Origin of the sequence: Demequina sediminicola, assembly GCF_000975055.1 — a bacterium.
Classification (GTDB): Bacteria; Actinomycetota; Actinomycetes; order Actinomycetales; family Demequinaceae; genus Demequina; species Demequina sediminicola.
The window spans coordinates 823,289-846,034 of record NZ_BBRB01000001.1; the positions used below are offsets into that span (position 1 = coordinate 823,289).

Annotated in this window: 18 protein-coding genes, 1 tRNA gene and 1 pseudogene; 14 read left to right on the plus strand and 6 right to left on the minus strand. The window is 62.5% G+C overall.

Annotated features, from left to right (window positions below; genetic code table 11):
- Position 1 precedes the first annotated feature (1 nt).
- Positions 2-520, minus strand: coding sequence for an FHA domain-containing protein FhaB/FipA (locus AOP79_RS03865; RefSeq protein WP_062070586.1), 519 nt, complete (start codon positions 518-520; stop codon positions 2-4).
- A 3-nt stretch (positions 521-523) separates the two neighbouring features.
- Positions 524-1,231 carry an FHA domain-containing protein gene (locus AOP79_RS03870; protein WP_062071054.1) on the minus strand — a complete coding sequence of 236 codons (708 nt, stop codon included), beginning with the start codon at positions 1,229-1,231 and terminating at the stop codon, positions 524-526.
- A gap of 48 nt (positions 1,232-1,279) precedes the next feature.
- On the opposite strand from AOP79_RS03870, the gene AOP79_RS03875 reads away from it, so the two are divergent.
- Positions 1,280-1,363 (plus strand) — tRNA-Leu (locus tag AOP79_RS03875).
- Between the two features lie 192 nt (positions 1,364-1,555).
- Here the strand turns inward: AOP79_RS03875 and AOP79_RS11695 are convergent.
- A complete protein-coding gene (locus AOP79_RS11695) occupies positions 1,556-1,822 on the minus strand; it encodes a hypothetical protein (protein ID WP_152647986.1) in 267 nt (88 codons plus the stop codon).
- Positions 1,823-2,009: 187 nt separating this feature from the next.
- On the opposite strand from AOP79_RS11695, the gene AOP79_RS03880 reads away from it, so the two are divergent.
- The 4 genes and pseudogenes from AOP79_RS03880 to AOP79_RS03900 all read left to right on the plus strand — a co-directional run bounded on the left by AOP79_RS03880 (position 2,010) and on the right by AOP79_RS03900 (position 11,768).
- Entirely contained in the window at positions 2,010-8,531 is a 6,522-nt protein-coding gene (locus tag AOP79_RS03880; protein WP_152647987.1) for a DNRLRE domain-containing protein, read from the plus strand.
- Positions 8,532-8,721: 190 nt separating this feature from the next.
- Positions 8,722-9,279, plus strand: coding sequence for a hypothetical protein (locus AOP79_RS03885; RefSeq protein ID WP_062070590.1), 558 nt, complete (start codon positions 8,722-8,724; stop codon positions 9,277-9,279).
- Between the two features lie 255 nt (positions 9,280-9,534).
- Positions 9,535-10,766: pseudogene (locus tag AOP79_RS11560) on the plus strand (IS3 family transposase).
- A gap of 720 nt (positions 10,767-11,486) precedes the next feature.
- Entirely contained in the window at positions 11,487-11,768 is a 282-nt protein-coding gene (locus tag AOP79_RS03900) for a hypothetical protein (RefSeq protein ID WP_152647988.1), read from the plus strand.
- A 144-nt stretch (positions 11,769-11,912) separates the two neighbouring features.
- Here AOP79_RS03900 and AOP79_RS03905 read toward each other — a convergent pair whose 3' ends face one another.
- On the minus strand, positions 11,913-12,203 hold the full coding sequence (locus AOP79_RS03905) for a hypothetical protein (RefSeq protein WP_062070599.1): 291 nt from the start codon (positions 12,201-12,203) through the stop codon (positions 11,913-11,915).
- A gap of 550 nt (positions 12,204-12,753) precedes the next feature.
- Between AOP79_RS03905 and AOP79_RS03910 the strand changes: the two genes are divergently transcribed.
- From AOP79_RS03910 to AOP79_RS03920, 3 genes are all read left to right on the plus strand, one after another.
- On the plus strand, positions 12,754-13,080 hold the full coding sequence (locus AOP79_RS03910; protein ID WP_062070601.1) for a hypothetical protein: 327 nt from the start codon (positions 12,754-12,756) through the stop codon (positions 13,078-13,080).
- A gap of 594 nt (positions 13,081-13,674) precedes the next feature.
- Positions 13,675-14,373 (plus strand): helix-turn-helix domain-containing protein, encoded by a 699-nt coding sequence (locus tag AOP79_RS03915; RefSeq protein WP_152647989.1) that lies wholly within the window; start codon positions 13,675-13,677, stop codon positions 14,371-14,373.
- 19 nt (positions 14,374-14,392) lie between these two features.
- Positions 14,393-14,671 (plus strand): hypothetical protein, encoded by a 279-nt coding sequence (locus AOP79_RS03920; RefSeq protein ID WP_152647990.1) that lies wholly within the window; start codon positions 14,393-14,395, stop codon positions 14,669-14,671.
- A gap of 53 nt (positions 14,672-14,724) precedes the next feature.
- Here AOP79_RS03920 and AOP79_RS03925 read toward each other — a convergent pair whose 3' ends face one another.
- Positions 14,725-14,961, minus strand: coding sequence for a hypothetical protein (locus AOP79_RS03925; protein WP_062070607.1), 237 nt, complete (start codon positions 14,959-14,961; stop codon positions 14,725-14,727).
- Positions 14,962-14,969: 8 nt separating this feature from the next.
- A complete protein-coding gene (locus tag AOP79_RS03930) occupies positions 14,970-16,316 on the minus strand; it encodes an inorganic phosphate transporter (RefSeq protein WP_082093327.1) in 1,347 nt (448 codons plus the stop codon).
- Positions 16,317-16,400: 84 nt separating this feature from the next.
- On the opposite strand from AOP79_RS03930, the gene AOP79_RS03935 reads away from it, so the two are divergent.
- The 6 genes from AOP79_RS03935 (at position 16,401) to AOP79_RS03960 (ending at position 22,714) form a co-directional block, all read left to right on the plus strand.
- Complete coding sequence (locus AOP79_RS03935) at positions 16,401-16,961, plus strand: P-loop nucleotide/nucleoside kinase family protein (protein ID WP_062070609.1); 561 nt, start codon at positions 16,401-16,403, stop codon at positions 16,959-16,961.
- Between the two features lie 246 nt (positions 16,962-17,207).
- Entirely contained in the window at positions 17,208-18,251 is a 1,044-nt protein-coding gene (locus tag AOP79_RS03940) for a LacI family DNA-binding transcriptional regulator (protein ID WP_062070611.1), read from the plus strand.
- Between the two features lie 81 nt (positions 18,252-18,332).
- Positions 18,333-19,100: an ATP-binding cassette domain-containing protein gene (locus AOP79_RS03945; protein ID WP_062070613.1), complete on the plus strand. Its 768-nt coding sequence runs from the start codon at positions 18,333-18,335 to the stop codon at positions 19,098-19,100.
- Positions 19,097-20,197 carry an ABC transporter permease gene (locus AOP79_RS03950; RefSeq protein ID WP_082093328.1) on the plus strand — a complete coding sequence of 367 codons (1,101 nt, stop codon included), beginning with the start codon at positions 19,097-19,099 and terminating at the stop codon, positions 20,195-20,197. Before AOP79_RS03945 ends, AOP79_RS03950 begins: the two co-directional genes overlap by 4 nt.
- Positions 20,198-20,211: 14 nt before the next feature.
- Positions 20,212-21,225: an ABC transporter substrate-binding protein gene (locus AOP79_RS03955; RefSeq protein WP_062070615.1), complete on the plus strand. Its 1,014-nt coding sequence runs from the start codon at positions 20,212-20,214 to the stop codon at positions 21,223-21,225.
- Between the two features lie 127 nt (positions 21,226-21,352).
- Positions 21,353-22,714: an FGGY-family carbohydrate kinase gene (locus tag AOP79_RS03960; RefSeq protein WP_201774427.1), complete on the plus strand. Its 1,362-nt coding sequence runs from the start codon at positions 21,353-21,355 to the stop codon at positions 22,712-22,714.
- Positions 22,715-22,746 lie beyond the last annotated feature (32 nt).

The following is a 22,746-nucleotide window of genomic DNA, read 5'->3' on the forward strand; positions in this document are numbered from 1 at the left end:
GTCAGCTCCTCAACTCCAACGCTGTCGCACCCAAGCGGACACTGTCGCCCCGCTTAAACGGCATCGGATCACTCACACGCTGGTTATCCAAGAACGTGCCATTGGTGGAACCCAAATCCTCGATACGCCACTCATCGTTCTCAGGAAAAATCCTGCAGTGCTTCGCCGAGCAATAGTCGTCATCAATCACCAGAGTGCACGTAGGGCTCCGACCGATCAGAATCGGCGCAGTCCCCAACGGAATCGTGGTGCCCTTCAGCGGACCCGAAATGACCGCAAGGTGGCCCACAGCCTTCGACGACGTCGAAATCGAACCCGTCCGCACGCCAGTCGCAGACCGTGACGGTGCCGCAACCTTGTCAGCCCGGGCATCGTCCCTCCGCTTATTGCGGCCCTTGCCGCGCGACGTGACACGCGTGCCATAAAGATCAGCACGCAACACCGCAATCGAGGAGAGCACCAAAGCCCACAACAAAATGAGGAAGCCGAAACGCAGAACAGTGATCGACAGTTCGCTCATGGGCTAGTCATCCTCATCCGCGGGTACGCCGTCCCAATACATGATCGTGGTGCGCCCCACCGAAACCACATTGCCATCTAGCAGCGTGACTTCATTGATGCGCTGGTCTTCCACCATCGTGCCATTAGTGGAGCCCAAATCAGTCAGGATCGTGCCGTGCTCCGTCACTTCGAACCGGCAATGCTGCCTGGACACCCCAGTGTCATCCACCACAATGTCCGCTTCCTGGCCCCGGCCAATGACCGTCATGTCACCCGTCAGGTGATACCGCTGCCCATCAATATCAAGCAACGGATACCGCGACCGGTGATCACGATCAGTCGCAGGCGCCACCGGCCCACGCGTCGAACGACTCGTCACCGCCAACCGGCCAGTGTTCAGCGACACATCCTCACCGAACGACACCTTCACAGCTCCCACGAACGAATAGCGCTGACGCGTCGCATGATCACGCACCGCATCCTCAATCTCGCGAGCCAAGGCCTCATCGCCCCACTGCTCAATGGTCTCGTAATCAGTAGCGGACAGCGCAATCGAATACTCATTGGGCGCGACAGTACGGTTGCGGTCAACAGCAGCCGCCCGCGCGTCACACTCACGGCGCACCGCGCTCGCGATCTCCACCGGCTTCACGCCAGATTTGAAGGTCCGCGCGAACGCCCCTTGGACGACGTTTTCAACGCCCTTTTCAAAGCGGTCTAGGACTCCCATAAGGTGAATCGTATAGTGCCCGCAACTCGTGCTAAAGTTGCCCGGCACGCGCGAGTGGCGGAATTGGCAGACGCGCACGGTTCAGGTCCGTGTGCCCGAAAGGGCGTGGGGGTTCAACTCCCCCCTCGCGCACGTGAAGGAGTGTTCGTGAAAAACGAGCGCTCAATTGGGTTTATTCGTTAATTCGAAGGCCCGATGGCTCTTTAAGGGCTTGTGATACGGCAAAACGGCCGCTCGAGAGGTTTCTCTCGGGCGGCCGTTGCTGTTTCTGGTGGCGGGGTCCGGGGCTTGGCGGGTTTGGGCATGCTTGCGCCCCCGGTGAGGTCACACCGGGGGCGAGCGTTGCTGTGGAGTTCGGGGCGCCGCGCTAGCCGGCTGGCCAGAGGGGTGGCGGCTCGTCAGCTGCGTGGTCTGGTGCCGCTGACGCGGTCGGCGAGCTGGGATCTTGGGGCCGGGATCGCTCGGAGGCTTCGATAGGGCCTCGCGGTAAGACTGGACGAAGGTTTCGATTGCGCGGATGTTGGCAGAGAACACCATGAGTGCCGCGGGGAGTGCCTGCTTGGCGAAGCCGCGCACGGGACTCGTGGACATTCTGCACCAGCACAGTTCTCCCAGGTGTGACGAATCCGACACGAGTCAGTAGTTGCGTACCGAGTTTGACTTGCGGTAGAAATTGCCCAACCCACGAGCGGGATGTTGCCAGTGAGGGCGGCTACGGGGTGGCGGTTGAGGTTGTCTCAGCTCCGTTTCTTCGTTTTCTGCTTGTGGGGGTTTCGCTGTGGCGATTTCTGGTGTCTTGTGGCGCTCGCTGGATTTTCGGTGTGTTTCTGGTCGTGTGGCCGCTGTGGTGGGCATCTCGACGTTGGCGTTGTTCGCGGGTCTTGAGGCGGGGCCGGCTGCGGCTGATGATGTCATTGCCGAGGACGTGGCTGAGACGGCCGGTTCCGAGTGGGGTGGCGATACCGCTCCCGATGCCATCGCTGCTGCAGCCTTGGCCGCGATCCGTGGTGTCCTGGTCGAGGACCTCTCCCAGCGCACTGAGGTGTCTCAGACGTTCGCGTTGCCAGATGGTCAGTGGCGGACCGATATTTCTACGGGTCCGGAGTGGGTTGCCACTGGAGAGGACCCGACAAGCGATGAGGGCTGGGAGCACGCGGATAGCGACCTCGTGTCCAATGGTGATGGCGGGTTTGAGCCCAAGGCGCATGTCGCGGGCCTTCAGTTCAGTGGCGCTAGCGAGGGCCGTACCGAGGTTGTCGCGGGTCACGATGCTGACGGTGAACCGTTCTCGTTGTGGTGGGATGGCGGCCTTCCGGAGCCGATTGTGGCTGATGATGCGATCCGCTATGTCGACGTGGAGCCCGGTATTGACCTGGTGTTCAAGGTTGACGCGACCGGTTATGAGCAGTTCTTTGTAGCCAAGGATTTACAGGCGTTGGAGAGTGTCGGGGAGTTGGCGATGCAGTTCGCTGCTCCGGAGTCTGATCTTCGCGTCGCCGGCGATGGTCTCGTGGTGCGTGGCGACGATGGTGACAGTGTCGCTCAGGTGTCGGATGTGTCGGCGTGGGACGCCGATTCTGACGCCTTGCACGTGGAGCCTGTCTCCGAGATGGCGCCTGATCCCAGCGCCGCTGCGGACCCGGCAGGCACTGCCGATGAGGCTATGGACCTGAACCAGCTTCCCACGGTGGTGGATGTTCCTGCGGAAATATCGGTTGCGTCCGATGTGGCCGAGGTGTCTATCGCGGCCGACGACGTGCCGTTCGATGAGGATGACGCTTTTCCGGTGGTGATTGATCCGTCGGCAAACCTGTCGATCTCTTTCGACACGTACGTGTCTGACGCGTGGTTGTCTGACCGTTCGGGTCAGACGGAACTTCTCATTGGTACCGCGAACTCGGGTGCTGACAAGTTCCGTTCCTACCTCAACGTCAGCATTTCGCCGATTCTGGGTAAGAAGGTCACGGCCGCGACATTGAAGCTGTACAACCACCACTCGTGGTCGTGTACGGCTAAGGGGTGGGAGGTGTGGTCGACATCGACGACGTCGACGGCGACGAGGTGGACCAATAAGCCGGCGTTCGGCACCAAGTATGCCTCGAGCACATCAACGAAGGGTTACTCGTCGTCGTGCGCCGACGGGTACGTCAGCGCGGACATCACGTCGATGGCGCAGGCGTGGTCGACGGGTACTGCAACGTCGAAGGGCGTTGGCATCAAGGCCGCATCCGAGACGGACAACTTTGGTTGGAAGCGGTTCTACTCCGGAAACTCGTCGTCGAACAAGCCGGTGATCTCGGTGACGTACAACAGCTACCCGAACACGCCATCGAGTGTGAAGGTCAACGCGACTGCTCCGGCCTCGGGCGCGGTGCTGTACACCAAGGACACGACGCCGACGTTTACGGCCACGGTGTCCGATCCCGATGGCAACAAAGTCAAGGGCCTGTTCACGATCAAGCAGGGATCGACCACGGTCGTCTCCAACGCTTCTGGAACATCCGTCGCTTCTGGCTCGACAACCACGTATACGCCCGCGGCGCTCGCCCAAGGCAAGGCGTATGCGGTGTCGGTGGCAGCCAATGACGGTACCTTGACATCGAAGTCGTCCTCGTCGCCCACGTGGACGGTGTATGTCGACACTGCAGCGCCGGGAGCCACGGCGATCACGTCGTCGCAGTTCACCAACGGTCAGTGGAAGGACACCGCGCCGTCATCGGTCAGCGCCACACTCAAAGCAACCGACGCCGTCAAGTTCGAGTACAAGGTCGACGGAGGAGCGGTGAAAACTGTCACAGCCTCGTCGACGTCCGCGACGATCACTGGGCTACCGCGCGCCAAGGGTGGGCACAGGATCGAAGCGCGAGCCATCGACCGCGCCGCCAACACTGGCGCGTGGGGAGAGTTCGAGTACGGCATCGGATCAGTCGGCATCACCGCTCCAGCCGCCGGGTTCACCACGACCGACAAAGCCGTCGTGAAGGCCAGCGCCCCCCCGGGAGCAAACGGTGACGTGAAGCGCGCCGTGTATTGGCGCCCGTCAGGCAAGGCCAACGGCTCGGGATACTCAGACGCGACGGGATCTGTAAGCGGCTGGACCAAGATTACTGACCTCTCAACCGTCGCCGCTGGCGCGGCTGCCGATGTGAACTACACCTGGTCGGCAGCCTCTTCCGTTCCCGACGCCTACGAACGTCTGCCGTATCGCATGGACGTGCAGGTGTGCTTTACCTACGTCTACACCGCCGACACGCTGTGCAGTTGGACCGACGATGCCGACAGTCACACTTCGGTGGTGCGCCTACCCCACGCGTTCGGTGACGGCTTCCCCGTGACCGACGCGGGACCCGGTCAAGTCGCGCTCTGGACCGGCGAGTTCAACACTGCTGTGACCGACGTTTCCGTGCCCGGCTACACGGGCACGCTGTCCGTGTCGCGCTCGTACAACTCGTTTGCTGGCGGCACCGAGACCTCGCCCTTCGGGCCCGGCTGGGCCCCGTCGTTCGAGGGCAGTGATGCCGGTGCCGCGGGCCTGGCGGTGATCGACACCACCGGCATTAACGGCATGATCGCTTTGGAGGATGTCGACGGCACGTACTTGTTGTATGGCCAGCCCGGAGGCACAGCTACCGCGCAAAAGACGGGCACATATGTGCCTCTTGATGCCGACACCGCAAGTTCCGGCTGGCAGCTGTCGGTGGCGGGTTCGGGCACGAGCGCACGCCTGACGGTCGTCGACGAGGCAGGGGTCAGTACCGTCTGGGCCCACCGCGGTAGCGGACTGTGGCAGCAAGAGCGGGTCACCGAACCTGGCGGCGCCTCCACCACCTTCACCTACTCTCAGGGCAAGGTGAGCCGTATCCTCGCGCCTGTTCCCGACGGTGTGACGTGCACGACGCTAGTTGCGGGCTGCCGCGCGCTAAACATTTCGTACTACGCGACAACGGACGCTGCCGTGGGCGCCTATGCGGGCCGTGTCTCGCACATCACCTCGACTGCATGGGACCCGGTATTGGAGCAGATGACGGATGTGCCTGTCGCACAGTACTCGTATGACTCCAGTGGTCGTCTTACTAAGGTCACCGACCCGCGAAGCGGCCTCGCCACCTCTTACGGCTACGGCGCGGCAACTGGATCGGGTGCGCCGACGCTGACATCGGTGACGCCGGCAGGTCTCGCTCCGTGGAAGATCGCCTACGGCAAGTCGACTCGAGGCGAGAACTCGGTACTGCAGGTCTCCCGCAAGAGCGCCGACGGCGACGGCACGTATATTCCCACCACGCGACTCGTGTATGGCCTGGAGCCTCCTAAGGTGCCGTCCGGTAGCCCCAACGTGCGTGAAGCAGCCGCCGCATGGGGCCAATCCCGCATCCCGACACACGGATTCGCGGTCTTCACGCAAGGCTCAGATCCGGGTGGCTCAAGTGTGTCCGATGTCGACTCGAATGAGTGGCGTGACGCAGCAATCCAGTTCACGGACTCCCTGGGATACACGGTCAACGCGGTAAGTTTCGGTGCAGGGGCGTGGCAATACACCGCCACCGAGTACGACGACGAGGGCCGCATCGTGCGAGTGCTCGACGAAGCCGCTACCGCGCACCTGATGGAGCAGTCAGCTTTGAACGACGGCGACCCCGTCGCAGAAGAAGACGTCAATGCGGTCGGAACAGTCACGCGTTACAACAGTGACATCGTGGCCGCGTCAGCCATCACGGTCGGCTCTCTCACAATCGCCAAGGGTGCAGTGATTCTTCCTGCCGGCAGTGTCGTCACCGATGAATGGGCGCCCGCTTCGGAAGACGCCGACGGCCAGCTGAGCCGCCTGCACACTCACTACATTTACGACCAGGGCGCTCCGAACTCGGGTATCAACGCTGCGACGGGGCAGCGATACGCGCTGGTGACCACCACCACGCAGTCACGTGCCGACGCGACCGAAGGCGCCTGGGACACGACGGTTCCCATTGCCACCGCAGAACCCACCATCGGTCAGACGCTAACCGGCTACAACCCCATCGACGGCGAGCCAGCAACGTCGGCTACCTCGGGGTGGACGCTTGGCTCTGCGACATCGACTACGACTGTCATGGGTGGCGGCCAAGACATCGTCAGCCACACCCGCTACGACGCTCTTGGTCGCATTGTCGAGCAGCGCCAACCGGGCTCTAGCGGCACTGATGCTGCGACCGAACGCACCATCTATTACACCGCCGGAACCAACACCGAGGATGCACTGTGTGGGGCAAAGCCCGCCTGGGCGGGACAAGTGTGCGCGACACGCACGGCTGAGTCCGCGCCCAGCACTCCCACGACACGAGTCGAGTCCTACACGCGCGATCTCGCGCCCGCCACAGTCAGCGAGACCCTGGGCGACACCACACGCACCACCGTGACGACCTACCTCGCAGACGGCCGCACTGAATCAACCTCGACGTCCGCCACCGGACTGGAGGGCTCGTCACCCGTCGCGAAAACTTGGACGCTCTACGACACCGCGACCGGGCTGGCGACCGCGACCGCATCGGCAAGTGTGGATGGTCCGGACGTGCGTTCCGGGTTTGACGCCTGGGGCCGCACCGTGTCCTACACGGACACCGATGGTGCGATCACCACCACGCAGTACAACGCTGCAGGTGATGTTGCCGCCGTTGATGACGGTCACTTCGTCACCACCTACACCTATGACGGCACCGATGCGGCGGGCGCCGACGAGCATCGCGGCCTCGCCACCGCGATGACCGTCACCGGCGCCGATGGAGGCTCGTACACGTACACGGCCGCCTACGATGCCGCCGGCAACCTCACCACGCAGCAACTGCCAGGGGGTCTGACCCAAACGCGCACATACACCCTCGATGGCGATCCTATTGAGCTCGCGTATGTGGCTACCGACGTCGACGGTGAAACCGTTCCGCTGGTGGCGTGGAGTCAGCAGACGGACCTGTTCGGTCGCGTTATCGCCGAGTCCACTCCTAATGCGGGTATCGACCCAGCCGCGGTCAGTGCCTACAACCGCACCTATGCCTACGATCGTGCAGGACGCCTGACGGACGTCACCGACCGCTCCCCCACATTGGTCGTGGACGGCACCACGGGTGAAGAGACAACGGCCACGCCGTGCGTGAGTCGCCACTACAGCTTCGATACGCGAGGCAACCGACTCGCCCGCTCCACGGTGCTATCAGGTACTGACGGCATCTGTGCCGATGCTGCCGACGGCGCCACAGAGACATGGACCTACGACGACGCCGACCGCGTCCAAACGGCAGCTAACGCCGCCGGTGACTACGAGTACGACAGTTTCGGTCGCCAAACCCTCATCCCTGGGGCGGACAGCCCGGCAGGTATGAATGCTGGTGATCTGACGATTGGCTACTACGACACCGACCTGGCGCGCTCGATCACCCAAGCCGGTGCCACCACGACATTCGAGCTCGACCCGCTCATGCGCCGGTCCACCTCAACCACGTCTCGTGGCGAGGACACGTCGAGCACAGTGCGTCACTATGTCGACGACAGCGACGCCCCCGCGTGGGCCACATCGACCACTGCCGACGGCACCGCCACCATGAGCTGGTACGGTGCTTCACTGGCAGGCGACCTCGCCGTGACCATCACCGACGGCACGCCCAGAATGCAGTTGGCTGACTTGCACGGCGACGTCGCCCTACCCATCACCATCGGTAGCGACAACACTGTGGCCGCCATCGGCGCCTTCACCGACTACGACGAGTACGGACGGACCACCAGTGCGACCGTCACCGCTGAGACCGGGACCCTCACATACGGCTGGCTCGGAGCCAAGGAACGCGCCACCGACACCACCGGGCTCCTGCTGATGGGGGTACGCCTTTACAACCCCAACACCGGCCTATTCACCTCCGTCGACCCCATCCCCGGAGGCAACACCACCGCTTACGCCTACCCACAAGACCCCATCAACAAGTTCGACCTGGATGGCCGCGAGAAGCGCAAGGAGTTTTCAAGCGCGGAGCGTCGCGCAGCTGAGAAGGCCAGGGCCGGCCAACCTCTGACACGCGCGGAAGCCGCAGCATACAGAAGTTACAAGAAGAAGGCTGTATTCAACGAGAAGATCTCAAAGCAGCGCAATGTCGCTAAACGTCAGTCTTCTTACGGAAAGAGTAAGGGGCGCGGAGGTTCTATTAAGAGTTCGGGACTTGGAGGAGCTCTCCTTCTACTATCGACAGTCGCTGAGTCTCGGCGGATTTCGACATGTCGTTCAGCGCGTGGTCATTACTATAGTTATTCGAGTGGTACATGCGTATCAACCTTGATGTAGCTACTGGAGGGATGAGGTGACAAGGGTCCTAAATGCATACATCCAATGGGAGAGGACATCGATGTCGGAGCATGACTTGGACGCTTCAGAACTTTTGAGTTTTCCTCGCCGTGTTGGTGCCCACCGCCTCGACTCCGGTTGCGTCGGCTCTCGCAGTGTTGGTCAACCGCTTTCCGCGCGAGGGGTGAAGGTGCTCGACCACTACCTTGAGTCGACGCCCTCCGGCTTCGCGAGCGTCGTTGTTGTTCGCGCCGCGGCAAGCGCCGCGGGACCTGTGGAGATGAATGCGGCCTTCCTGCACACTGTTACGCGACATCATGCTCCAATATTGGTTGCAACCGGCTGGGCAGGAGGCCGTGACGAAGTCGACAGTCTGTTAGATCGCAAGATCACGGGGACGCACTTCGAGGAAGCGTGCGTCAGGTGGGAGCTCATTGTTCGGACCAGCAAGCTGGGGGTGCCACGAGTGTTGTCCAGCGCCACGGAGTGGTTTAGGGTCAGCTCCAATCCAGAGCGCGATGAGTCAGAGGTAAGCGCGCTTGTATCGCCCCAGGGTGTCCAAGAGCGAAATTACAACGGCCTTAAGTTCCCCACGTCGCTTTCTATCGAGGCTGTCGTCGAACCCGGCTGGGCTGTGATATCGATTCCATTGACCGTCGTCGAGATTGTCTCGAATACCCAGGGATCTATCTGGATGGATATCCAGCCCTCGCGTGCAGCTCTTGAGGACTGGAACGCCTCGCTATAGTGTCCCGTAAAATGATCAATTTATGCTTTTCGCATCTAGTTTGTCCGCTGTAAATGGCACCCCTTGATTGCCGTTGAGGCATACCCAACTTCCGCGAAGTGCTCTACAGGTTGAGCCGACGCCGCACAACAATCGTCATCACGGCGCTCTCGCACGCGACCGGTGTGTTTTGAACCGTCCCCGGTTTGATGCCGCTTACTTTCGAGTCTGGAAGGAAGATAGAGCCCGAGCCTCACGAGGATTCCCGAGGAGACCATGCAGCGTGTCGTGCGGCTGGTGCTGGACCATCTCGACGAGCACCCGAATCTCACCGTCGCGTGCCAAACGGTCGCTGGACGCCTCGGCTTCGGAGCCGAGTCGCTGCGCCGGTGGGTGCGCCAAGCGGAGGTCGATGCTGGTGAACGTCAGGGTATGACGACGTCCGAGTCAGAGAAGATCCGCAAGCTCGAGTGCGAGAACCGCGAGCTGCGGGAGGCCAACGCGATTCTCAAAGACGCAGCGGCTTTCTTGCGCTACGGGAACTCGACCCCCGTCGCCGTGTGACACGTCTCGTTCATCGACGAGCAGCGCGCCAAGGGTCGTGCGGTCGAGTCGATCTGCGCCGTCTTGCGTGGGCAGGGTGTCCAGATCGCCGCACGAACCTACCGAGACTCACGTGTCCGTGACGCGTCGGTGCGTGATCGAGTGGATGCGGTCGTGATCGACGCGCTACTGGCCACGATGGGAGCTTCCGAGGGCATGTATGGGCGGCGAAGATGGTCTCCCACCTGCGCCGCTAGGGCCTACCGGCCTCGGCCCGTCAGGTCGACCGTCTCATGCGTGTCTTGGGACTCAACGGCCGAGTGCGCGGCCGTGGGGTGCGCACCACGATCGCTGATCGCAATGCTGAGCGTGTCCCGGACCTGCTCGATCGGGGCTTCACTGCGCCCGCACCGAACATCCGCTGCGTCGCGGACTTCACCTACGTGCGCACGTGGGCCGGGTTCGCGTATGTGTCTTTCGTCATCGACTGCTACTCGCGTGCGATCGTCGGTTGGCACGCGTCGATGACCAAGACCACACCGCTGGTGACGACGGCACTGCGGATAGGGCTGTGGCGACGTGCCCGTGCTGGCCACTCCGCCAGCGACGGTCTGGTGCACCACTCCGACGCCGGAAGCCAGTTCACGTCCGTGTCGTTCGCCGAGACTCTCGCCCTTGAGGGCATCGCCGCATCGATCGGTTCTATCGGCGATGCCTACGATAAGCCACACGCAGAGTCCACAATCGGACTGTTCAAGAACGAAGCAATCCGCGACGACTCACCACTCCGCACCGGCCCACTGAAGTGTCTCGAGGACGTCGAATGGGTCACGCTGGCATGGGTCGATTGGTACAACCAACACCGCCTCCACTCCCGCCTTGGCCACGTCCCACCAGACGAGTTCGAGGCGACCTACTACGCTGACATCACCACGCCAACACCACCGGTGCCGGCACCCACATAGAAGCGGCAAGAAACCGGGGCGGTTCACGGTTTGGTGGCAGTTGGCGTGAGCATCTGGTGCGCGTTGAGGTGCGCGAAGATGCGTACGCAACTGACCGGAGACGCGCTAATACTTCATGGGCTCGTCGGAACCCGGAGAATTGCTCGCACATCGATTACTGCCGCGTGGGTCGAAGAGTCTGACGATCATGTACAGCTAACCGTCTACTCCCCGGTCCTTCAGATCGGCGGCGAAGAAATCATGCTTCACGCTCAGCACAGCGGGCCCAGTACGGTGGCGGATTCAAGAAGACGTGGAGGGCCTCGGCTGCCGATGGAGTCCTCACGGCGGCGACATTCGGCTTGGTGCGAGTACCCACGTCGTTGGCGAAGTACGGGCGCCTAAGTGGGGCGGTGAACCGCGCGAAACCTACGAAGTCGTGGAAGGCCATGCCGCGTTGGCAGCGTCGAGCCGTCTCTGCCCCGTCGCTCGCGGTGGGGTCCTCGTATAGCCTCGGTTGCAAGGTTCGTGCGACTCGGTACTGCCGTTAGAGAACACAGCGAGAATGGAATGTCGATAGTGACGCTGCGCGCATGGAGTTGGAACATCGTGGGGGTATCTGCATGTCTCATGTTTGCTTTGTCGGGCGCGGCGATGGCATCTGCAGGTGGCAACGGACTCTTTATCGTGGCCGGCCTAGTGACAGTTGGCGCGAGTATCTGGTGCGCGCTGAGGTGCGCGATGATGCGCACACGACTGACTCGCGACGCACTAGTGCTCCATGGGCTCGTCGGAACCCGGAGAATCGCTCGCAAATCGATTACGGGCGCGTGGGTTGAGGAGTCTGACGATCATGTGCTGCTCACCGTCTACGCTCCGGTCCTTCAGGTCGGCGGCGATGAGGTCATGCTTCGTGGCTTGACCAGCTATTCGCGTGGCGGTCGAATTTCAAGGCAGGTCGCGCAGGTCGAGGAGTGGCTTGGGCAGGGGTCCGCCGCCCTGACTGGCGAGACCGCGAGCTGACTTACGGTTCGGTGGCTCCCATCGCCGAGAGGGCAGAAGTACGGTGGTTCACACGCCGACTTCGGCCATTCGGTACACCGATGAACGTACACGTCAGGATCGGGCGATGATTGACTCTCTACCGGTGGGCGCTCTCACGCTCGGTCAGCGCTTTTCCTCGGTCGAGGCGCGTGCGCCAACGGCCATGGACCCGTGATTGGCCTCGAGTGCTATCTGTTGCACCGTCCGATTCGTGCAACCGTTGACGGCATCGAGGGCTGGCTTGAGGTTCTTTGGACACAATGCCCGGCGAACTCCGCGTGCGGCCGTGAAGTCGGTGCGCTTGACGATCTGTGGGTGACGCAGGACTCTTTGGGCGCTCTTCCAGGCCGAGATTTTGGCTGGGCATCGACGGATGAGGAGTACGGCGATGTGTTGGGCTGTATCAGTGGCCATGGTGGTTCCCAATGCAAGGCACGACAGGCTGCTGGTGCTCGCACGGGGCAGTTCGAGGTTGGCGCGATCGCCCGCATCGCTTCTTACTCTGCGTATGAGAGCCATGTGCGATTCGGCGTGACAGTTGTAGACAGGGAGGCTGACAGGCATGACCGCTGGGTGCGGCCCGGAGAGGGACGGCGATCTGGGCCTCAGGTCGGGCGCCGGGTGAGGGTCGGAGGCAGGATGGGGTTGCGGCATCGGTCATCTTGAGCGTGGCTTTTGAGGTCTGTCCCGGCACCCCATGCCGTGATGCTTGTGAAGGACGCGGCGTAGGGTACGTGGGCGACCCCGCACAGGACGGAGCATTCGCTTGGGCCTCGCGGCACCTTCTGGAGATGCGAGGTGTCCGTCGGGCGGTCTTGCCGGAAGCCCTCGCGAGCATACTCGCCGTTCCGCCAGCCTCCGAGTGGACCGCAACAGGATGACGTTTTGCGATCGCTTGGGTCTTCGCTCCGAGAATCATATGCGTCGATCCCCGAGCGGTGCATCGGACCCCGAGGAGGTACCGGTGACGGGACACTGGAACGTGTTTACATTGTCAGCACCGGGCCATGGCGATGACACCGTGGGCTTTATTGCGATGATGTTCGAGGACGGTACGCAGACCGTCAGACGGGGGATATTTCGGCGCAGCAAGTCCGCGGTCGAGTTGCTCACGTGGCGAGCGGCTTTCCTCGGTCGAAACGGAATTCATCCGGAGGGGATGGAGACCGTCACCGCGGACGTCAGGGATGAGTTGGCTCGGCAAATGTTGACCCTTCAAGGCGTGCAGTACGCGCTCCACCCTCTTGACGAAGTCGATGCTAAAGAAGTGTTCGAGCGGGAGTTTGCTTAGCTCGAGAGCCCGGTTCGTTGAGCGATGACTTCTGGCCGGTAGTCCTTGCGCCAACGCCTGTCGTCGGTCCAGCCCTAGAGCGTCTGCCGCGCCCATAGGTGACGCGAGGAGACGTCCCCGAGCGGCGGTGTGGCGGACGCGAAAGGCCGTGTGCAGCAACGGTCGAGGGAAATCGGCCGGGCGGCCGTGGGGAATGGACAGTCAACTTGCGGCATCACCCCGGTTGCACGATTTTCTCGAACAGCCCACGCGGAGAAGGGCCCCTGGGATACCGGGGGCCATTTGCGTTGTCTAGGGCTTCTCTGAGGGCTCGCGCCGTCCGGGCGTGTTCGTGCCTCGTGCGCATTGCCGTGCTGAACCTCCGCAGTCGCAAGTGCGAGAGCAAGCGGTCCGGAGGCAGGAGCCGCTAGCCGATGTGCTGTCACCGCGATCCGCCACACCGTGCTCTCCATGCGTGCCAAAGCCTGTTTGGCATGAGCCCTCTCTCGTCAGGTGGCGCTTGCTGGGCGGTGGAAGCCGAGCGTCAAATGCTAGAAAACTAGGACATATAAGTGAAAATCAAACTTGTCACTAAAACTTATAAGGCGGGTGGCGGTGGGCACAGAGAAGCCGGAGAACGCGGAAACCCGTGCGATCGAACTGCTCGCTCAAGCTGGTTTGCGGGCTGTCGTCCGTGGAAACGCGGAACTCGAGGTGGTTGACGGGGATGACGTCACTCTGGTTGAGATGAAGGTCCGACGGAGCCGGACGTACGAGTGGGAGGCTCAGCAGATTCTCGCGGGGACCTCGCGGCATATTGCACTCGCGGTCCCCCACGCGAGCAAAGCGCTGATCGCCATGGCTCACACCCACCCACGCCTCTCGGTAGTCTCGATCGACGACGGCCATGTCATCTGGAAAGGGGTCGAGCGAGGCCGCCCTCAAGACCCTGTGTCGCAGGCACCTGTTGGACGGCTTCGATCGGCGTGGGGTCGATGGGCGCTCATGCGAGCGCTTGCCGTCGACGAGACGCCGCGCTCGCAAGCCGACCTCGCACGAGCGATCGGCATTTCTCAGCCAGCCGTATCGATGGCGCTCAAGGACCTCGACGGCACGGTCGAGCGCACGTCTGCCGGGTGGCGGGCTTTGGATCCGGAGCAGATGTGGGATGCATTTCTCGACGAGTACCCCGGCCCGGGTGGCTTCACCACATATTGGTATGGGTTGGAGTCCATCACCACGCAAGGTGAGACTGTTCGTAATCTCGAGCCGTGCCGACGTGCGAGTTCTCAGCTCGGGCGACGTCGCGGCTGACGTGCTCGCGACGTGGAGAGTGCCGTCCAGGGTGGTCGTGTACGCCACATCGGGACTTGCGCTCGCACATGCTGGCTTCGCAGAATCACCCCGCAGTGAGGCAACCGTTCAGGTCACTGTCCCTGCCGATCGCACAGTGTGGAACACATCGGTATCCCTCGCTCGACCGGACCTTGCGGACCCGGTGCTCGTCGCATGGGATGTGTTGCGCACTGGTGGTCCCGACGCTCCCGAGGCTGCACGCCACCTCAAGCACGCGACTTTCGACCGCGGTCGGGGAGACAACATCGGGGGATGAGGACTTGGGGTACCGGCGCCGTGATTGCGAAGGCGCGAAAGGGCGCGCGCGGTCTAGTGCCCGCCAGCGGCGATGTAGGCGACCGCGCCCAGGATGGCGACAAGGCAAATGCCGAAGCACAGCCACGCAAGAACCAGGCGGCCGGGCGTGACCTTGCCTGACTCATCCTTGGCGCCTGGCCCGGCCATGATGCGCACACCGATGGCAAAGAGCGTGGGCAGTCCAGCACCAACGAGTAGTCCGTAGAGCAAGATGTTGCCCAGGGCTTCCCATTCAACGAAACTTTGCATGGCGGCCCCTATTTCCCGTTCTCATCGGTGGGTGTGGATGGGGTGTCGGTCGCCCCGGCATCGGCTCTGTCCGGTGGGTCGACGACCTCGGTAGCGGTGCTGGTTGCCTCCGCCCCGAGCGTAGCGGCGGCCTCTCGCTCAGCGAGTGCCTTCTTGGCTCGGCGCAGGCGCTTCGTCTTGACCGTCATGGTCTCGGGACGGTGGGTTGCGACCGATTCGGCGACGAAGGCCTCGGACTCTTCTGCGGGGTCCCAGTCGTCGTTCACGTTGTGTGGGTTGACGGGGTTGCGTCGCGACCAGGCAAAGATCCCAGCGGAGATGACGACCAGCACACCGAACACGACGTACGAGCCCGCTGCGCCACCGACGAGCTGGTCGAGGAAGTACGCCGCCGCACCCACGGCTGCCGCGGACGGCACGGTGATGAGCCACGCGGAGAACATGCGGCCTGCGACGCCCCAGCGCACGGAAGCGCCCTTCATGCCCACACCGGAACCCAGGATGGAGCCGGTAGCGACGTGTGTGGTGGACAGCGAGTAGCCAAAGTGGCTGGAAAGCAAGATCACGGCGGCGGAAGAGGTCTCGGCGGCCATGCCCTGGCGGGATTCGAGTTCCACGAGGCCCTTGCCGAGGGTGCGAATGACTCGCCAGCCGCCCATGTAGGTACCGAGCGCCATCGCGAGAGCACACGAGAAGATCACCCAGAACGGCACAGATGAGTCCGAAGGCACGGCGCCGGCTGCGATCAGCGCCAGCAGGATGATGCCCATCGACTTCTGGGCGTCGTTAGTGCCGTGCGCAAGTGACACCAGTGAGGCAGAGCCAATCTGGCCCCAGCGGAACATCTTGTCGTTGTCCTTCTGCTCCACATCACGGGTGAAGCGCACCACGAGCCACGTGCCGACGGTTGCGACCGCAATGGCGACCACGGGTGCCACGAGCGCGGGGATGAGCACCTTTGAGGTGAGACCAGACCACAAGACACCTTCTGAGCCAGCCGCAGCGAGTGCGGCACCGACCACGCCACCAATGAGTGCGTGGGAGGAACTCGACGGTATGCCAAAGAGCCAGGTGATGAGGTTCCAGATGATGCCGCCCGCCAAACCGGCAAGCACCACCTCCAGGGTGACGATGTCTGCATCGACGATGCCCGTGGCAATGGTCGCGGCGACGGTGAGAGACAGGAACGCTCCCGCCATGTTCAGGGACGCAGAGAGAAGCACCGCGGTCTTGGGTTTGAGTGCTCGCGTGGCAATCGAGGTTGCCATGGCGTTTCCGGTGTCGTGGAAGCCGTTCGTGAAGTCGAAGGCGAGGGCCGTCGTCACAACGAGAACCAGGAGGATGGGCTCAGTCACGCCGACTATTGTGACGGAAAGGTGAACAACAGGTGAACTGTCGGCGTGAGGTGGTGGAGGCCGGCTCTTGCGTAGGGTGGGGATGTGCTCTCCACTCCACACGTTGTCCTCGTTGCGGGACCTCCGGCGTCCGGCAAGTCCACCACTGGTGGTGTTCTCGCTCGATCACTTCATGCAGCGCTCCTGGACCAGGACCGGCTGACTAACCCGCTCATGGACGTTGTGACCGAGCTAGTGGGCGCGAGAGAATACGGTGATGCGGCAGTGGCGTCGATCTCTCGCGACGCCCGCTATGAGTGCGTGTTCCGAGCCGCGGAGGACGCGGTGTCTTCTGGAGTTTCTGCGGTTGCGGTGGCGCCGTTTACGCGGGAATGCCGCGATCCCGATGCATGGAGTGGCGTTGAATCGCGGTTCTCAGAGTTAGGCGCGCACGCGGTGCTGGTGTGGATCGACGTCGATCCACAAGAGATTGCTCGACGGATGCGCGGGCGTGCTGCGACGCGGGATTCCCTCAAGCTCGCTGATCTTGACGGCTATCTCGCCACGCTCGACACCGCCCGGCCCGAGGTGCCGCATATTGCGGTCGATGGCACCGCTCCCGCGGACGTGCAGGCTACCCGGGTGCGCCGCGCCCTGCTTGGCTAGCGCGAGCGCCACCGTCCCGAAGTCGCGAAGGTCACGAAAACATCACAACAATGACATCGGTGTCATAAATGGATTGACATCGGTGTCATTCGTGTTCATGATGGGTCTCACGCAGTTGATGACAACGATGACATGACTCGATGGAGAGGGCGGACCGATGGTGTTTCGCATGGCAGGCCAGCAGGTGCTCAGCGCCCGGCCCACATCGTTCATGGGCCGTGACCGCTCAATCAGCGAGGACCGCTCGTGACCTCCTCGAAAGGCGCGACCCTGCGCGATGTAGCCGCACACGCCGGAGTCTCCATCAAGACAGCGTCACGCGTCCTCAACGATGACCCCCGGGTAGCAACGGACACACGCGCAGCAGTCACAGCCTCGATGGTGACCTTGTCCTACCAGCCCGACCCGGCAGCGAGGTCCCTACGAGCCGGCCGCGACCGCACCGTGGGTGTCGTCGTCGAAAGCATCGGCGATGTCTTCGTTGCCGGTCTCGTGGCTCAAATCGAACGCGTCCTCGCAGAAGTGGGCTACCAAGTGCTCGTGGCCTCGAGCTACCGCGAGCGCGACCGCGAACGCGCGATCGTCTCCAACTTTGTTCAGCGCCGGTGCGCCGGCCTGATCGTGATGCCCAGTTCTCACGATGCGCTTCAAGGCTTACCGCTACGAGACCTTCCCGTGGTCTTTGTCGACCGCGAAGGCGACGCCCCAAGCAGCCAGTCTGTCGTCGTCAATGACCACAAACTCGCCAAAGAAGCGACGTCGCACTTGATCGCCCAAGGCCACCGGCGCATCGCCCTCATGAGCGACGTGCTCGTCGTCGACACCACTCGCCACCGCCACGAGGGCTACCTCGAAGCGCTCCGCGACGCCGGCATCACACCTGACGACCGCCTCATCAGAGCTGAGTGCATCGACGAGCCCCGCGTCTTCGCGGTTCTCGATGAGCTCCTTGCGCTCGACGCACCACCAACGGCCATCTTCTCCGCGAACACCCGAGTGTCCCTCGGAATTGTCCCCGCCCTACACGTGGCCGGACGCACCGACGTCGCCATGGTGGCCTTCGGTGACTTCCCGATGGCCGCCAGCCTCAAGCCCGCCATTACCGTCATCGACCACTCGCCGGCCCGCATCGGCGAGGTGGCGGCGCGAACACTCATGGCGCGCCTCATTGAATCTTCAGACCAGCGACAGGGCGGGCCCGTGATCACGGTCCCGGCCCACTTAATTGAGCGTGGCTCAGGGGAGATCCCCGCTGAACCGCCGCGTCGGAAATCTAGGAATCGCCGGTAAAGCGGTGATCCGGTGCAACTCGGCAATCGACAAGGGAGTGGAAATGCCAGCACAAGCGTCAAACTCGAAGGAGGTGCGGAGATGAGCACCCCACTGTACGAAGCCCGCGGTATTGAGCGGTCCTTCGGATCTGTTCAGGCCCTACAAGGCGCTGACTTTGATGTGCGCCCCGGCGAAGTCTCCGCACTCATCGGTGACAACGGTGCCGGCAAATCGACATTGGTACGCATCCTCTCCGGAGCGGATAGGCCCGATGCTGGTGAGATCTTCTTTGAAGGAAAGCCCGTATCGCTTGAGACGCCGACGGATGCACGTGTCCGCGGGATCGAGACCGTCTTCCAGGACCTTGCACTCGCGAACCACCTTGATCCCATCCAAAACATGTACCTCGGGCGTGAACTCGCGCGGCCAGGCGTGCTGGGCAAGTTGGGATTCATGGACCGCGCACAGATGCGCCAGGTCGGCCAAGCGGCATTCTCAGATCTCGGCGCCACCGTGCGTGACTTTGAGAGTCCGGTGGGCGGTATGTCCGGTGGTCAACGTCAGGCCATTGCCGTGGCCCGTGCCGCGGCGTGGGCAAGCAAAGTGATCTTCTTTGATGAGCCCACCGCTGCGCTTGGAGTGGTCCAAACCAAAGGCGTGCTTGATCTGATCCGCCGTATCCGCGACAAGGGCATCGGCGTGGTGCTCATCAGCCACTCCATGCCGCACGTGCTCGAAGTCGCCGACCGCGTGCACGTATTACGCCACGGACGGCGCGCAGCGGTGATGAACAGCGCGGACACCAACGTCGAAGAGCTCGTGGGCGCCATGACCGGTGCACTCGATGGCAAGGAGGCGGCAGCATGACCGCGACAACCACAGTTTCCTCCGGCACTGGTGTGGGAGGACAGCAACCTGGCCGCCCCAACGGCTTCGGAGCACGAGTTCAGCACATGATGCGGGCTCAGGCAATGCAGATCGTCCTGGTGTGGCTTGGCATCGTCGCCGTCTTCACGGCACTGGCGCCCGGCTCATTCTTTGACGTCACCAACTTCCGCAACATCGCAATCTCGGTGTCGATCCTTGCGATCTTGGGAGTAGGAACCACTTTCATCATCGTGACAGGGGGCATCGACTTGTCGATGGGCTCCGTGCTGGTCTTCAGCGGCGTGGTCTCATCCCTGGTCATGCAGTCCATCGGTGATGGTCAAGGCTGGTTCGTATCGATTATCGGGATCTGTGTGGCGTTGCTGTCGGGGCTTGCGTGGGGCTTGCTTAACGGCGTGCTCGTCGCGAAGGCCAAGGTCCCGCCGATGATCGTCACGCTGGGAACGTTCGTGGCAGCCTTGGGCTTGGCTCAGGTACTCACCGGCGGTCTCGACCTGCGAGCTGCCCCTGAAGTCCTGGTCGACACCGTCGGCTTCGGAGACGTATTTGGAGTCCCGAGCCTCGTCATCATCTCCGCGCTGGTGGTCATCGGCGGAATCATCCTGCTCAACCGCACACGGTTCGGTCTCCATACCTCCGCCGTCGGTTCAAACGCTGAAGCGTGCCGCAGAGTGGGCATCAAGGTGGATCGCCAACTGATCAAGGTTTACGCCTTCGCTGGACTCCTGGCGGGTCTGGCCGGACTCCTGAACCTGGCTTTCTTCCGCTCCACGACCATCGCTGGCCACAGCCTTACCAACCTCGACGTCATTGCCGGTGTGGTGATTGGTGGAACCAGCCTCTTTGGCGGTGTGGGTTCCGTCTTCGGAACCGTGATCGGCCTCCTGATCCCCGCAACGCTCCGCAATGGCTTCGTGATTCTCGGAGTCGAGCCCTACTGGCAGCAGGTGGTCGTTGGCGCCTTCCTCATCGGCGCCGTCTATGTCGATCAGGCGCGTCGCGCAGCAGCGGCACGCAACACGACACGAAAAACCTTGTTCAGCCGGATTTTCAGACGTAGTTCAGAACAGAAATGAAAGGAAACACCACGATGCGAAAGACGCATGTTGTAAAGGCTGCCTCGGTAGCCACCCTTGCCCTCGCACTGGCTGCGTGCTCATCGTCGAGCGACGCTACTGGTGATGCATCGGCCACCGCAGGAGGAAGCAACGATGCTTCATCCTCGGAAGCCGTCAGCGTCTCATTCATACAAGGAGTCATTGGTGACAACTTCTACATCTCGATGGAGTGTGGAGTGCTTGCCGCTGCAGAAGACCTCGGAGGTATTGACGTCAGTGTTCAAGGTCCACAGAAGTGGGACCCCGCACTCCAGCAGCCCGTATTGGCATCGGTGACAGCTGCCGACCCTGACGCGATTTTGATTGCACCCAACGATGTTTCCGCGCTTCAGCGTCCTCTGGAAGAGGCCGCTGAGGGAAGTGAAATTGTCCTTGTGGACACGACGGTCGAAGACCCGTCGTTTGCCGTGAGTGAGATCTCGTCGGACAACGTCGGTGGCGGCGCTGCAGCGTTCGAAGCCATCAAAGACATGGTCCCTGACGGCGGAAAGGTGCTCGTGATCGACAACCAGCCCGGAATCTCTACCTCTGACGCACGTGTTCAGGGCTTCGAGGGAGCTGTGGAAGAGGACTCGAACTTCGAGTACATCGGCGTTGAGTACGCACAGAACCAGCCTGCCAAGGCTGCGCAAATCGTGACCTCAACGCTCCAGGCTCACCCCGACCTCAAGGCAATCTTTGCTACGAACATCTACAGCGCTGAAGGTGCCGCAACCGGCATCGAGCAGGCTGGTGTCGCTGGTGAGGTGCAGGTTGTCGGCTTCGACGCCGGCCCGGCACAGGTTGAAGCTCTTGAGGATGGCACGGTTCAGGCCATCATCGCGCAGCAGCCGTTTGACATTGGTTACCAGGGCGTTGAGCAGGCACTTGCCGCGCTGAATGGCGAAGCAACTGAGTCGAAGATTCAGACTGGCTTCACCATTGTCACCAAGGAAAGCCTCGAAACCGAGGAGGGTCAGGCGGCTTTGTACGCCTCGACCTGCTAGTAGTTCCCCTCCCAGTGGTGGGTGTGCACTTCGCGTCGCCCAGTGCGCACCCACCACTTCCTCTCCCCCTTTGACCCGCCCCAAGGGCGCCGCTGTGCGCTGCCCTCATGACCTCTATGGAGCCATTGTGAAACGCCCCTACCTCATGGGAATCGACCTCGGAAGTACCGGAGTCAAGGTGCTCGTGAGCGACGTCAACGGCAACGAGTTGGTCGTGGAGCAAGCCCCCACGCCCTGGATCCACGGTGCTGACGGTGCTGCGGAACTCGACGGGCCCACGCTCCTCGACACGGTCATCGACTTGTGCCGCAATGTATGCGATCAACTCGCAAGCCAGGTGGCGCCACAGGCTCCTCGCATTGCTGCCGTGGGTGTGACCGGAATGGGCGAATCTGGATTGGTCGTGGGCGCAGACGGGACGACGCACAGTCGTGCACTTGCCTGGTTCGATCCGCGCGGCAAGCTTCAGCTCAACGCAATGCCCGCGCCGTTGGCGCGCGAGTTCCCCGGACGCACGGGCTTGCCCCTCGGTGTCCAGGTCTCTGTCATGAAGATGCTGTACCTGCGTGACAACGGACTTGACCTCCGTGGCCGCCACTGGGCGAACCTCCCCGAGTGGGTCGTCGCCAGGCTGGGCGGTTGTATGGCAAGTGAGCGTTCGCTTGCCTCGCGAACTGGCCTCATCGACCAAGACACCGGGGAGCCATGGGCGCCGATGCTCGCGCACCTTGGCGTCACACCTGATTTTGTTCCACCCCTCACGACTGCGGGGTCATCGTGGGGCACCGTGCATGGCGACGGGCTGCCTCCCGCGATGGAGGGGGCTCAACTGACCGTCGCGGGTCACGATCACCTCGTTGCGGCTAGTGCGGGCGGAGCAATCCCAGCAGACCGCTACCACGTGTCGATGGGGACTGCGGAGGTCATTCTGCAGGTCCTCGACGCACCCCTGAGCGTTGCGGCGCGTGACCGGCTCGCGCACCACTTCATCAACCATGTCACCCACGTGGTCCCTGGCCAATATGTGCTGGTCGCAGGCGTCAAGACAGGTCTCCTGATGCGGCGCGCACTCGACCTGTTCGATGCCACGGGTCCTGAGGATCGAGACGCACTCGACCAGGCAGTCCGTCGCCTCCCGCCTGGAGGCTCCCTGCCCGAGGGTGCGGTCCAGGTTCAAGGAGCACGCAACGACGACGGGATGCTCTCGCTCGTCATCCGTGCCGACGGCGCCACCTCCGCCGAAGTGTTCGCGCGCATCTTGGAGCACGGAAATGATGAGATCCATGTCCTCCTGCAGGCGATGGCGCGTGAAACACCGCCGCCGACGTCGACCTTGATGTCCGGCGGGTGGACCCGCATGGAGAGCGTGACTGCCGCGCGCCGGCGTGTGCTGCCACACGTCACGGTTTCCCACCGATCACAAGACACCGCGCTTGGCGCTGCCTTGGCAGCGGCGCCCCTGGAGTTTGCCCCACTACCCCGCAATTGACCTCACCCCACTAAAGAGAGAAGAGGATCGCT

Coding starts and splice junctions, on each gene's coding strand:
- AOP79_RS03950 (WP_082093328.1), top strand. CDS start 19,097: ATGACCGCGACAACCACAGTTTCCTCCGGCACTGGTGTGGGAGGACAG.
- AOP79_RS03865 (WP_062070586.1), bottom strand. CDS start 520: ATGAGCGAACTGTCGATCACTGTTCTGCGTTTCGGCTTCCTCATTTTG.
- AOP79_RS03925 (WP_062070607.1), bottom strand. CDS start 14,961: ATGCAAAGTTTCGTTGAATGGGAAGCCCTGGGCAACATCTTGCTCTAC.
- AOP79_RS03900 (WP_152647988.1), top strand. CDS start 11,487: ATGATGCGCACACGACTGACTCGCGACGCACTAGTGCTCCATGGGCTC.
- AOP79_RS11695 (WP_152647986.1), bottom strand. CDS start 1,822: ATGTCCACGAGTCCCGTGCGCGGCTTCGCCAAGCAGGCACTCCCCGCG.
- AOP79_RS03905 (WP_062070599.1), bottom strand. CDS start 12,203: ATGGCCACTGATACAGCCCAACACATCGCCGTACTCCTCATCCGTCGA.
- AOP79_RS03945 (WP_062070613.1), top strand. CDS start 18,333: ATGAGCACCCCACTGTACGAAGCCCGCGGTATTGAGCGGTCCTTCGGA.
- AOP79_RS03955 (WP_062070615.1), top strand. CDS start 20,212: ATGCGAAAGACGCATGTTGTAAAGGCTGCCTCGGTAGCCACCCTTGCC.
- AOP79_RS03870 (WP_062071054.1), bottom strand. CDS start 1,231: ATGGGAGTCCTAGACCGCTTTGAAAAGGGCGTTGAAAACGTCGTCCAA.